Origin of the sequence: Aromatoleum sp. (assembly GCF_035254505.1) — a bacterium.
Taxonomy (GTDB): Bacteria; Pseudomonadota; Gammaproteobacteria; order Burkholderiales; family Rhodocyclaceae; genus Aromatoleum.
Map to the genome: position 1 here is coordinate 73,057 of NZ_DATFAO010000051.1, position 12,137 is coordinate 85,193.

Below are 12,137 nucleotides of genomic sequence, written 5' to 3' on the forward strand. Positions count from 1 at the left end.
CCCGCGCGGCCGTCCGAAGGGGGCGCTCGCCCTCCCTTGGGGAGAACGTCGCGCAGCGACAGGAGGGTCGTCCAATGAACGCCCAGGCGAAAGTCGAGGCCTGCCCTGTGTTGGATGCCGCGCCCTGGCCCGCCCGCGCAACCGTCCTGGCATGCAGGCTCCTCGACGGCGAAGTGCTCGCGAGCGTGGAGAACGTGATCGAGGAAGTCCCCGTCGCGCTGGTCTACAACGGCATCTCACACGCGGTGATGCTCGCGAGCCCGGCCGACCTGGAGGACTTCGCGCTCGGTTTCAGCCTGTCGGAAGGCATCCTGCAGACCCCCGGCGAACTGTACGATTGTGAAGTCGTCCATGGCGCAAGCGGCATCGAAGTGCGCCTCGATATCGCCACGGAACGAATGTTCGGTCTGAAGGAGCGACGGCGCAACCTTGCGGGCCGCACCGGCTGCGGACTGTGCGGCGTGGACAGCCTCGACGCCGCAGTGCGCACGCCCGCCCCCGTCGCACCCCGCAGCGCCGTGCGTGCCTCCGCGATCCAGCGCGCCCTCACGGAGCTGGGCACCTGGCAGCCGCTGCATCGCGCGACCGGCGCCGCACACGCCGCCGCCTGGGCGGACAATGAGGGCAAACTACAACTCGTGCGCGAAGACGTCGGCCGTCACAACGCTCTCGACAAGCTCGCGGGCGCGCTCGCCACCCGCCGCATCAATCCCGCGACCGGCTTCGCCCTCGTGACGAGCCGCGCCAGCTACGAAATGGTGCAGAAAGCTGCCAGCGCCGGCATCGGCGTCCTCGCCGCGATCTCGGCCCCGACCGCCTACGCGGTGCGCGTCGCCGACGCCGCCCATGTCACGCTGATCGGGCTCGCCCGTCCCGGACGCCTGACGGCCTACACCCACCCGGATCAACTCATCGGAACCTGATCGATGGACATCGACAATCTCGTCAAAATGGCCAACCAGATCGGCCGCTTCTTCGAAGCCTGGCCGGACCGCGCTGCGGCGCGCCAGGAGGTGGCGGACCACCTCACCCGCTTCTGGGAGCCACGACTGCGAACGGCGCTGATCGAGCGGGTCAGCGCCGGCGGCGCGGCACACCTCGGCATCACCCCGCTCGTCGCGGAGGCGGTCGCGATGCTTTCTCCGGTCGGAGAGACCTAATCTAACGGTCTGTCCAGAGATGCTGAAAGTCGAACGACAATTGCTTGTGATGCCGGATGGAGAGCAGGTGGATCTCCGATTCGATGCAGGCGTACAGCAACAGGTAGTGCTGAAGCACGTATTCACGAATTTCAGCGTTTTCACCGATTTTTATTAGTTTGCCCCGAAGGATGTCGACGCCATTACTGGCCTCGACCGAACGGATCGAGCGACTCAGGAACGAGCGCCCCATGGCAGGAAAGCGTTCGAGGTTGGGGATGACGGTGTCCGTCAGCTCATCGAGCAGTGCATCGAAGGCCTGGGGAGCTTCGGCTCCGGTCAGGAAGCGTTCGATCTCTTCGAGGTTGCGTTCGAAATTGGCTGTGAGCTTGACGGTGGCCTTCGGGGATTCCTGGCGCGGCACGATCAGGCGCCGCCCTTGCGGCGACGCTTGATGGATTGCAAAGCCGTACGCGCGTCGCTGGAACGCCCGTCCGCAATATCGTCCAGCCCCTTGCCTGCTTCGCTGATGAGTAGCAGGTGGATGCGTTCCCGCTCCAACTGGTGGTAATAGTCCAGCCGATCCGAGTCGATCAGCGCAACGTAGCTTTCACCATTTTTTGTGATGATCTTTTCGGCACCGGCTTTGACTTGATCAGCCAAGTCGGAGAGGTTGGCGCGGGCCTGCGAGAAAGGGATGACGTCACGGGCAGAGATCGACATGATGAGTCTCACCGTCTGATTGTGCATGATTTTGTACATCATACAGATCAATGGCAGAGGAGTGATAGAACAACGGTGATGGGCACCCCGATGCTCGCCCACCTCTACGTGCCGAGGCGCGGGCGCCGTAACCCTGCTCCGCCTGCTCCCGCAGGATGCGCCCGCCGATGTCCCCGTAGAGCACGACCATCACGCTGTTGCTGGCCAGCACCAGCCGCAGGCGCTCGCCCTGGATGCGCGTGCGGCTAGCCTCAGTCCACCAGATAGCGCAGATCGCCGCGAACGAAGCCCGGTCCGCTGACTTCCGCAAGCCAGTCAAGGTCCTTGCCCAAGGCGGCCTCCCCCTGCTCCCGCGCATGGAACGCGACTCCACCCTCCCAGCGCGGGAAGCCGTAGCCGTTCGCCAGAACGACGTCCACATCACTGGGGCGCTGTGCGATGCCTTCCGCGAGCAGTCGTGCCGCTTCGTTCATCATCGCCAGCACTGCGCGACGCTGGATTTCGTCGTGATCGAGCTCGCGTCGTGTGATGCCCTTGGCGGCGCTGGCCTCGTCGATCAGCCGGCCCACGTCCGGATCAGGCTTGCGCCGGCCTTCCGGGTCATACGCATAGTAGCCGCCGCTGGTCTTCCGCCCGAGCCGCCCCGCTTCGCACAGGAGGTCGGGAATATGCACGTAGCGGTGCGCCGGGTCGCGGCTGCCCGCAGTGTTCTGGCGCATTCGCCAAGCAATATCGAGCCCCGATAGGTCGGCGACGGCGAACGGACCCATGGCAAAACCATAAGCTTCGAGCGCGGCGTCCACCTGCTCGGGGTAGGCGCCCTCCTCGATCATGAACTCGCACTGCTTGCGATAGGCCGCGTAGATCCGGTTTCCGATGAATCCGAACGCGTTGCTTGCCAGCACCGAGATCTTGCGCAGTCGCTTCCCCACCTCCAACGCGGTGGCGAGCACGTCGGGTGCAGTCGCGGCCCCGCTGACGACCTCCAGCAGCCGCATCACATGCGCCGGGCTGAAGAAATGCAGGCCGACGACGTCCTGCGGTCGGGAGGTCGCGTTGGCGATCGCGTCGAGATCGAGGTAGGACGTGTTCGTCGCGAGGACGGCGCCCGGGCGTGCGAGGCGATCGAGGCGGCGGAAGACGTCCTGCTTGACGCCGAGATCCTCGAACACGGCCTCGATGACGAGGTCCGCCATGGCGACGCGATCCCAATCGACGCTGGTTTCGAGACGCGCGAGCGCCGCATCGGCGCGCGCGGCATCGAGCTTGCCCGCGCTCACGCGACCGCGGTAGTGCTCGACGATTCGCGTCGCGCCGCGCCCGAGGGCGGCTTCGTCCTGCTCCAGCAGGAGGACGTCGTAGCCGCCTTCCAGCGCTGCGATCGCGATGCCGGAACCCATCGTACCCGCCCCGATGACGGCGATGCGGGCGACGGGACGCGTAGCCACGCCCTTCAGCCGCGGATGGCGGGCTGCATCCCGTTCGGCGAAGAACTGGTAACGCAGTGCATGCGCTTCGCGGGACAGGCGCAGGCTTTCGAAGGCAGCGCGCTCGCTGGCCAGCGCCTCGTCGATCGGCAGCTTGGCGGCGGCCTTCACGGATTCGATCGCGGCGACGACCGCCGGCCGGTTCTTTCCGGCGCGAAGGGCGTCACGGGTCGCGGCTTCAATCTCCGCGGCTTCGGCCTGCGGGGCGGCCACATTGCGGAGCGGCGCTTTCGCGCCATTCAAACGACGGGCGTAGGCAATCGCCGCGGTGAGGAGATCGCCGGCCGCGAGTTCGTTTACCAGCCCCGCCGCAAAGGCCCCCTCCCCCGACATGCGCTCGCCGCTGCAGATCATCTTGATCGCGCGCGGAACGCCGACGATGCGCGGCAGACGCTGGGTGCCACCGGCGCCCGGAATGATGCCGAGCGTGACTTCCGGCAGCCCGACGACAACGCGCGGTGTCGCCACGCGGGCGTCGCAGCCGAGGGCGAATTCGAAACCGCCGCCCAGGGCCGCGCCGTCGAGCGCAGCGACGACCGGCTTGCCGCAATTCTCGATGGCCGCGATCACCGCGGGAAGCTGCGGGTGTTCGAGCGGCTGCCCGAACTCCTTGAGGTCGGAACCGGCAATGAAGGTGTTGCCGGCGCCGACGATCACCGCGGCGCGGAGCGTGCCGTCGCGGCCGAGCAGCTCGATCCCTTCCATCAACCCGCGACGGACCGCAGCCGAGCCGGCGTTGATCGGGGGATTGTCGATCACGAGCACGAGGACGTCATCGTGACGTTCTACAGACACTGCATCTTTCACTTTTGTCTCCAGTCTTCTGCGTTGCCTGCGGCGGATCGCGCCGGTCAGCAATGCTTGAACGAGGCTTCGCGCTTCGCGACGAAGGCCGCCATGCCTTCCTTCTGGTCCTGCAAGCCGAAGCTCGCGTGGAAGCTGCGGCGCTCGAAGAGCAGCCCCTCGGAGAGCCCCGACTCGAAGGCGCGGTTCACCGATTCCTTGATCATCATCGCGACCGGCAGCGAGAAGGCCGCGATCCGAGCGGCCGCTTCCAGCGCCTCGTCGAGCAGGCGGTCGGCAGCCACGACACGCGACACGAGTCCCGCGCGCTCGGCCTCCTGAGCGTCCATGAAGCGGGCGGTGAGGCACAGATCCATCGCCTTCGCCTTGCCGACAGCGCGCGGCAGCCTTTGCGTCCCCCCTGCGCCCGGCAGCGTGCCGACGCGGATTTCCGGCTGGCCGAAGCGGGCGTTGTCGGCGGCGATGACGATGTCGCAGGTCATCGCGAGCTCGCACCCGCCCCCGAGCGCGAAGCCGCCAACCGCGGCGATGACGGGTTTGCGGATGCGGGCGAGCCGGTCCCAGTTGCGCGACACGTAGTTCGTCTTGTAGACGTCCATGTGGCTCCATGTCGCCATCGCGCCGATATCGGCCCCGGCGGCGAAGGCCTTGCCAGCGCCGGTGATGACGATGGCGCCGATGTTCTCGTCGGCGTCCATCGCCTCAAGTTCGTCGCCGAGCTGGTCGATCAGCGCGTCGCTCAGTGCGTTGAGCTGGGCGGGACGGTTCAGCGTGAGTAGCCCGACGCGGCCCCGGCGCTCGGCCAGGACCAGCGCTTCGGCCAGCACGTCCTTCGAATCGTGGAGATTGGCCACGCGTGTCTCCCGCTCAAACCCGTTCGATGATCAGCGCGATGCCCTGCCCCACGCCGATGCACATCGTGCACAAGGCGTAGCGGCCGGCGGTGCGCTCCAACTGGTTGAGCGCGGTCGTCACCAACCGGGCGCCCGAGGCGCCGAGCGGATGGCCCATCGCGATCGCACCGCCGTTCGCATTCACGTGCGGGGCGTCGTCCGGCAGGCCGAGGTCGCGCGTCACGGCCAGGGCCTGGGCCGCAAACGCCTCGTTGAGCTCGATGACGTCCATGTCGGCGAGCGTCAGCCCGGCCTTCGCGAGCACCTTCTTCGTCGCCGGCGACGGGCCGAAGCCCATGATGCGCGGCGCAAGTCCTGCAGCCGCCATCGCCACGACACGGCCCCGCGGCTTCAGGCGATAGCGATCCACCGCCGCTGCGGAGGCGAGCAGCACCGCGCACGCGCCGTCATTCACCCCCGAGGCATTGCCCGCAGTGACGGTGCCATCCGGGCGGACGACCCCCTTCAGCTTCGCGAGCGTCTCCAGCGTGGTTTCGGGCCGCGGGTGCTCGTCGGTCGTGAAGAGCTTCGGCTCGCCCTTCTTCTGCGGGATCGCCACCGGCACGATCTCGCTCTGGAAGACCCCCGCCTCGTTCGCGGCCGCCCAGCGCTGCTGTGAACGCAGCGCGAGCGCATCCTGGTCGGCGCGGCTGATGTTGAAGTCGGTCGCGACGTTCTCGGCGGTTTCGGGCATCGAGTCGATGCCGTACTGGGCCTTCATCAGCGGATTCACGAAGCGCCAGCCGATGGTGGTGTCCTCGATCTTCGCGCTGCGCGAGAAGGCCGTGTCCGCCTTGCCCATCACGAAAGGCGCGCGGCTCATGCTCTCCGCGCCGCCGGCGATCACCAGGTCGGCTTCGCCGGACTTGATCGCGCGCGCGGCCATCCCGACCGTATCGAGGCTGGAGCCGCACAAGCGGTTCACCGTCGTGCCGGGGACATCCTGCGGCAGCCCTGCGAGGAGGGCTGCCATCCGGGCCACGTTGCGGTTGTCCTCGCCGGCCTGATTGGCGCAGCCGTAGATGACGTCATCCACCGCGGCCCAGTCGACGCCGGGGTTGCGTTCGACGAGGGCGCGGATCGGCAGCGCCGCGAGGTCGTCGGCACGAACGGCTGACAGCGTGCCGCCATAGCGGCCGAAAGGGGTGCGGATGGCGTCGCAAATGTAGGCGTTGTTCATGACGTCCCCTCCTCAGGCCGTCACGTTGCGCTTGTCGATCAGGCGCTTGGCCTTGCCGACCGAGCGGAACAGCGCACCGGGCTGCGCCATCGTCGTCTTCGTGCTGATGCCGATGTAGGACTTGATGTTGTGCTGCAGGAGCTTGCCGATCTCCTGCTGGCGCGCCGGTCCGAGGTCGGCCGCTTCGGGCGAGAGCTCGACGACGACTTCCATCTTGTCCATGTGGCCGTCGCGGGTCAGCTCGATCTGGTAGTGCGGCGAGAGCTCCTTCTGCTTCAGGATCAGCTCCTCGATCTGGCTCGGGAACACGTTCACGCCACGGATGATCAGCATGTCGTCCGAGCGGCCAGTGATCTTGCCGATGCGGCGCATCGAGCGCGAGGTCGGCGGCAGCAGGCGGGTGAGGTCGCGGGTGCGGTAGCGAATGACCGGCAGCGCTTCCTTCGACAGCGAGGTGAACACCAGCTCGCCTTCCTCGCCGTCAGGCAGCACTTCACCGGTCTCGGGGTCGATGATCTCGGGGTAGAAGTGGTCTTCCCAGATCACCGGACCGTCCTTGCTCTCGATGCACTCGCTGGCTACGCCCGGCCCCATCACTTCGGACAGGCCGTAGATGTCGACCGCGTCGATGCCGGCGCGCGCCTCGATCTCGTGGCGCATCGCCTCAGTCCAGGGTTCGGCGCCGAAGATGCCGATCTTCAGCGACGACTCCGCCGGATCGAGCCCCTGTCGCACGAACTGCTCGAGGATGTTGAGCATGTAGGACGGCGTCACCATGATCACCTTCGGCTTGAAGTCCTGGATCAGCTGGACCTGGCGCTCGGTCTGGCCGCCGGACATCGGCACCACGGTGCAGCCGAGACGCTCGGCGCCGTAGTGCGCGCCCATGCCGCCGGTGAAGAGGCCGTAGCCGTAGGAGATGTGCACGACGTCACCCTTGCGCCCGCCCGCAGCGTAGATCGAACGCGCGACGAGGTTGGCCCAGTTGTTGATGTCGTTCTGTGTGTAGCCGACGACGGTCGGTTTGCCGGTCGTGCCGCTGGAAGCGTGCACGCGCACGACTTCCTCACGGGGCACGGCGAAGAGGCCGAAAGGATAATTGTCGCGGAAGTCCTTCTTCACCGTGAAGGGGAATTTCGACAGGTCCGCGAGCGTCTTCAGGTCCGACGGATGAACGCCGGCTGCCTCGAAGCTGCGGCGGTAATGCGGGACGTTGTCGTAGGCGTGCTGCACCGTCTTCTTCAGGCGCTCGAGCTGCAGCGCGCTCAGTTCGTCACGGCTCGCGGTCTCGATCGGGTCGAAGCCGATGCCATGTTCCATGCGTGCGTTCATTGTCCTAGTCCTCTCTCTGCTGGGTTGGGACGGCGGCGGATCTTCCTGTCCGGATCCGCTTCGCCGCCCGGTCTCTGGGGTACGTCTTGGTTCGGGTACGGTTTTTTGCCGCTCAGGCGGCGAAGCGGTGCTGGATTACGCGGAAGCGGTTCGCGACGAAGGCGCTGTCCGAATAGCTCGCGTTGGCCGATGGGTTCGCGCCCGTGCCGTGGTAATCCGAGAACGCGGCCGACTGGTTCACATAGACGGCGCCGGTCAGGTTCAGCGACAGCGCCACGCCTGCGCGCTGCGTCGCTTCGACGACTTGCTGCGCGAATTCCGGCTTCGCCGTGTAGGCGCCGACTGTTAGTGCGCCGTGTTCGGTCGTGATGCGCTCCGACAAGGCCACGGCTGCCGCGGCGTCCGCCGTGCGCACGACGAATGCGATCGGGCCGAAGCGCTCTTCCATGTAGGCGGCCTCGTCAGCGGCGTCGCACTTCAGCAGCACCGGCGTGCGCACCGTCGCTTCAGCGAAATCGGGGTGCGCGACAGGCTTCGACGCCAGCACCACCTCGCCCCAGCGCGATGCCTCGTCGAGCCGGCCGAGCGTGTCGGACGATTGGATGCAGCCGAGGACCGCGGCCGCGACGGCGGGGTCACCCAGCAGCTTGTCGATCGAACGTCCCAGATCCGCCGCGACCTCGTCGAAGCTCTTGTGGCCCTGATCGGTGTCGATGCCATTGGCGGGCACAAGGATCGCCTGCGTGGTCGTGCACATCTGGCCCGAGTACAGCGACAGCGTGAAGGCGAGGTTGCGCAGCATGCCCTTATAGTCGTCGGTCGATTCGATCACGACGTTGTTCACCCCCGCGAGCTCGGCATACACCTGCGCCTGACGGCAGTTCTCGATCAGCCAGTTGCCGAAGCTGTTGCTGCCCGTGAAATCGATCGACTTCACGGCCTTGTGCGTCGCGAGGAAGCGCGTCAGTTCGCGCGAATCATCGACGGCGAGCAGCACGGCATTGGGGTCCGCACCGGCTTCGGCGAGCACTTCGCGCAGCACGCGCACGGTGATCGCCGCCGGCAGGATGGCGTTGCGGTGCGGCTTCACGATCACGGGGTTGCCGGTCGCGAGCGCCGCGAACAGGCCCGGATAGGTGTTCCACGTCGGAAAGGTCCCGCAGCCGATGACGAGCGCAGTGCCGCGTCCAACGATCTCGTAGCGCTTCTTCAGCATCAGCGCGGGGTTCTTGCCCTGCGGCTTTTCCCACACGGCTTCCGCGGGAATGGCGGACATCTCGCGCCACGCGTAAGCGACGGCTTCCAGCGCGCGGTCCTGCGCATGGGCGGCGCCGGCCTGGAAAGCCATCATCCAGCCTTGGCCAGTCGTGAACATCACGGCGTGAGCGATCTCGAAACTACGCTGATTGAGACGCACCAGCGCTTCGAGCAGCGCGCCAACGCGGCCCTGCGGACCGAGCGCCTGCAGCGATTCGCGCGCGGCCTGCGACGCCTCGATCAACGCTTCGCCGCTGCAGCGCGGGTAACGGATGTTCATCGGCACGCCGTAGGGCGAGCGCTCGGCGCCGGCGGTGCCGGTGCAGCCCGGCTGGTCGAGCTGGAAGTCGGTGCCGCAATAGGCGTCGAAAGCGGCGCGGCCTTCGGCCATCGCGTTCTCGCCATAGACCTTGGGGCTGGGCATTTCGGAGAACGGGCTCCAGTAGCCGCGCTCGGCGGCGGCCTGGACGGCGCGCTCGAGCATCGCCTGATGGCGAGCAAACATCGGGTGGGTCATCTGAATTCTCTCTCTAGGGGCATTGGGGGCTCGGCGCGGCCTCTTTCGGGCCGCTGCCGGTGATGCTTCGGGTAAGGCCTCAGGTTTCCTGGTCGAAGTCCAGCACCAGCTTGTCGGTGACCGGATAGCTCTGGCACGACAGACGGAAACCGCGGGCGATCTCGTAGTCCTCGAGCGCGAAGTTGGTGTCGTGGTCGACCTCGCCGTCGATGACCTTGCAGCGGCAGGTGGAGCACACACCACCCTTGCAGGAGTAAGGCATCTCGATGCCCTGCGCGAGGCCGGCGTCGAGCACGGAGTCGCGGTTCTTCGGCATTGTGAATTGACGCACACGGCCGTCCTGGATCACGGTGACCTCGCACTCCTCGGTGCCCTTGACGGGATGCGCGTGCGCCGGGCGCGGGCCCTTCGGCAGGCTCGTCGCGAAGAGCTCCATCTTGATCGCCGACTTCTCGATGTCGTGCGCCTGCAGCGACGCCGACACCGCTTCCATCATGTCCATCGGCCCGCAGATGAAGGCCATGTCGATGCGCTTCGGGTCGATCCACTTCGCCAGCAGCGCGTCGCAGCGTTCGCGGTCGATGCGGCCGTTGAAGAGGTCGATGTCCTGCTGCTCGCGGGACAGCACGTGCACCAGGTTCAGGCGCTCGCCGTACTGGTCCTTCAGGTCGGCGAGTTCTTCGCGGAACATCACGCTCGACGACGAACGATTGCCATACACCAGCGTGAAGCGGCTGCCGGGCTCACCGGCGAGCAGCGTCTTCATCAGCGACAGGATCGGCGTGATGCCGCTGCCCGCCGCAAAGCCGACGTAGCGACGCGCCGTGTGGACGTCCGGCACGATGCCGAAATGACCGGAAGGCGGCATCACCTGCACGCTTACACCGGGCTTCAGGAAGTCGTTCGCCCAGTTCGAGAACAGGCCGCCGTGCACGCGCTTGATCGCCACGCGCAGTTCGCGCTCGCCGGCGCCCGAACAGATCGAATACGAGCGGCGCACGTCCTCGCCACCGATCTCGGTGCGCAGGGTCAGGTGCTGGCCCGGGGTGTAGTGGAACGACTCCGCAAGCGAGGGCGGTACGTCGAAGGTAACGACGATCGCGTCGCGGGTTTCGGGGCGCACGGTGGCGACCCGGATATCGTGGAACTTGCTCATGTCTCTTGCTCCTCTCGGAGTGCCTTTCTCAGTGGCACTTGAAGTAGTCGAACGGCTCGCGGCAGTCGACGCAGCGATGAAGCGCCTTGCACGGGGTCGAACCATGGCGGCTGATCGACTCGGTGTGCGCAGAGCCGCAGTGCGGGCACGCGACCGGTGCATCCTCGGCCGCATGGCGCCGCAGCCCGCTGATGTCGATCACCTGGCGTCCGTCGGCGCGGCGGGCCGGAGGAGCGATTCCGTACTCGCTCAACTTCCGGCGCCCCTCGCTGGTCAGCCAGTCCGTGGTCCACGCGGGGGCGATGCGGCTTTCGAGCCGCACCCGCTCCACGCCCCGCTCGCGCAGCGCCTCCTCGATCGAGCGGCCGATGACTTCCGTCGCCGGACATCCCGAATACGTCGGCGTGATCACCACCTCGCACACCGCTCCGGCGGGCTCGTCGTGCCAGTTCACCTCCCTCACGATCCCCAGATCGACGATGGAAATGGCCGGGATTTCAGGATCGGGCACATCGGCCAGCCAGCCCCACACCTTCTCGTTGCGTTCGCGCAGGTCCGTCATCACCGCCTCACTGACCACGTTGTCACCAGCTCGCGTTGGGATAGGCGCGCTGCAGGAACTGCATCTCGGCCAGCAGCAGACCCAGATGCTCGCCGTGGCGCCCCTGCTTGCCACCCTTCTGCATCCATTCGCCGGCCGGCACCGTCAGCGTCGCCTCGTCGAACACCTCGCCCACCATCGCCAGCCACGCGTCCTTCAGGCTCGCCGGATCGCAGGCGAGGCCTTGGGCAGCCAGCAGCTCTTCGGTCTCGTCGGCCTTGAACATCTCGCCGGTGAACATCCACAGCTCGTCGATCGCGTCCTGCACACGGCGGCGGCTCTCGGCCGTGCCGTCGCCCAGGCGCACGACGAGGTCGCTGCTGCGGCGCAGGTGGTAGGCCACTTCCTTGATCGCCTTCGACGCGATGTCGGCGATGCGGTCGTCGGCCGAGCGGGTCAGCGCATCCAGCGTCAGGTGGTGCCACACGTCGAAGAAGAACTGGCGCACCAGCGTATCGGCGTAGTCGCCGTTCGGCTGTTCCACCAGCAGCAGGTTCGTGAAATCGTGGGCGTCGCGGCAGAAGGCCAGCGCGTCCTCGTCACGGCCGCGTCCCTCGACCTCGCCGGCGTAGGACAGCCACATCCGGGCCTGGCCGATCAGGTCGAGTGCAGTGTTGGTCAGCGCCATGTCCTCTTCGAACGCCGGCCCCTTGCCGCACCATTCGGAAAGTCGCTGCGACAGCACAAGCGCGTTGTCGCCCATGCGCAGCAGGTAGATGAATTTGTCATCAAGCAGCATCTCGGTCTCCGTCTCTGCCGGTCACATGTGCTTCACTTCTTCCGGAACCGGGAAGAAGGTCGGGTGGCGGTAGATCTTGTTGTTCGCGGGCTCGAACAGCGCTTCCTTGTCGGCCGGGCTGCTCGCGGTCACTTCGGCGGCGGGCACGACCCAGATCGACAGCCCTTCGTTGCGACGCGTGTAGACGTCGCGCGCGTTGTTGATCGCCATCTCCGCATCCGGCGCATGCAGGCTGCCGACGTGCTTGTGGGCGAGGCCATGCTGGCTGCGGATGAACACTTCCCAAAGGGGCCATTCCTTCATTTCTCT

General features: G+C 66.7%; 13 protein-coding genes. 2 read left to right on the forward strand and 11 right to left on the reverse strand.

All coding sequences use genetic code 11. The features are described from left to right. The first annotated feature begins 74 nt into the window (after positions 1 to 74). On the forward strand, positions 75 to 923 hold the full coding sequence (gene fdhD, locus VJ673_RS09270; protein WP_324125794.1) for a formate dehydrogenase accessory sulfurtransferase FdhD: 849 nt from the start codon (positions 75 to 77) through the stop codon (positions 921 to 923). Positions 924 to 926: 3 nt separating this feature from the next. Continuing rightward, complete coding sequence (locus VJ673_RS09275; RefSeq protein ID WP_324125795.1) at positions 927 to 1,160, forward strand: formate dehydrogenase subunit delta; 234 nt, start codon at positions 927 to 929, stop codon at positions 1,158 to 1,160. Position 1,161: 1 nt separating this feature from the next. On the opposite strand, the gene VJ673_RS09280 is transcribed toward VJ673_RS09275, so the two are convergent. The 11 genes from VJ673_RS09280 to paaB form a co-directional block, all read right to left on the reverse strand. After that, positions 1,162 to 1,563 carry a type II toxin-antitoxin system RelE/ParE family toxin gene (locus VJ673_RS09280; RefSeq protein ID WP_324125796.1) on the reverse strand — a complete coding sequence of 134 codons (402 nt, stop codon included), beginning with the start codon at positions 1,561 to 1,563 and terminating at the stop codon, positions 1,162 to 1,164. A gap of 2 nt (positions 1,564 to 1,565) precedes the next feature. Next, positions 1,566 to 1,862, reverse strand: a complete 297-nt coding sequence (locus VJ673_RS09285; protein WP_324125797.1) for a type II toxin-antitoxin system Phd/YefM family antitoxin — start codon at positions 1,860 to 1,862, stop codon at positions 1,566 to 1,568. A gap of 251 nt (positions 1,863 to 2,113) precedes the next feature. Beyond that, complete coding sequence (locus tag VJ673_RS09290) at positions 2,114 to 4,156, reverse strand: 3-hydroxyacyl-CoA dehydrogenase NAD-binding domain-containing protein (protein WP_324125798.1); 2,043 nt, start codon at positions 4,154 to 4,156, stop codon at positions 2,114 to 2,116. A gap of 44 nt (positions 4,157 to 4,200) precedes the next feature. Continuing rightward, complete coding sequence (locus VJ673_RS09295; protein ID WP_414635643.1) at positions 4,201 to 5,007, reverse strand: enoyl-CoA hydratase; 807 nt, start codon at positions 5,005 to 5,007, stop codon at positions 4,201 to 4,203. A 13-nt stretch (positions 5,008 to 5,020) separates the two neighbouring features. Next, the gene (gene pcaF, locus VJ673_RS09300; RefSeq protein WP_324125799.1) at positions 5,021 to 6,226 is read right to left on the reverse strand and encodes a 3-oxoadipyl-CoA thiolase; all 1,206 of its coding nucleotides are present in this window, start codon (positions 6,224 to 6,226) and stop codon (positions 5,021 to 5,023) included. Between the two features lie 12 nt (positions 6,227 to 6,238). Continuing rightward, a complete protein-coding gene (gene paaK / locus VJ673_RS09305) occupies positions 6,239 to 7,558 on the reverse strand; it encodes a phenylacetate--CoA ligase PaaK (protein WP_324125800.1) in 1,320 nt (439 codons plus the stop codon). A gap of 112 nt (positions 7,559 to 7,670) precedes the next feature. Beyond that, positions 7,671 to 9,332: a phenylacetic acid degradation protein PaaN gene (paaN, locus tag VJ673_RS09310; protein ID WP_324125801.1), complete on the reverse strand. Its 1,662-nt coding sequence runs from the start codon at positions 9,330 to 9,332 to the stop codon at positions 7,671 to 7,673. Positions 9,333 to 9,411: 79 nt separating this feature from the next. Next, positions 9,412 to 10,488, reverse strand: a complete 1,077-nt coding sequence (gene paaE, locus VJ673_RS09315; RefSeq protein WP_324125802.1) for a 1,2-phenylacetyl-CoA epoxidase subunit PaaE — start codon at positions 10,486 to 10,488, stop codon at positions 9,412 to 9,414. Between the two features lie 28 nt (positions 10,489 to 10,516). Then, the gene (paaD, locus tag VJ673_RS09320; protein ID WP_324125803.1) at positions 10,517 to 11,050 is read right to left on the reverse strand and encodes a 1,2-phenylacetyl-CoA epoxidase subunit PaaD; all 534 of its coding nucleotides are present in this window, start codon (positions 11,048 to 11,050) and stop codon (positions 10,517 to 10,519) included. A 22-nt stretch (positions 11,051 to 11,072) separates the two neighbouring features. Then, positions 11,073 to 11,828 carry a 1,2-phenylacetyl-CoA epoxidase subunit PaaC gene (gene paaC / locus VJ673_RS09325; RefSeq protein WP_324125804.1) on the reverse strand — a complete coding sequence of 252 codons (756 nt, stop codon included), beginning with the start codon at positions 11,826 to 11,828 and terminating at the stop codon, positions 11,073 to 11,075. 21 nt (positions 11,829 to 11,849) lie between these two features. Beyond that, a complete protein-coding gene (paaB, locus tag VJ673_RS09330) occupies positions 11,850 to 12,131 on the reverse strand; it encodes a 1,2-phenylacetyl-CoA epoxidase subunit PaaB (RefSeq protein ID WP_169208644.1) in 282 nt (93 codons plus the stop codon). Positions 12,132 to 12,137 lie beyond the last annotated feature (6 nt).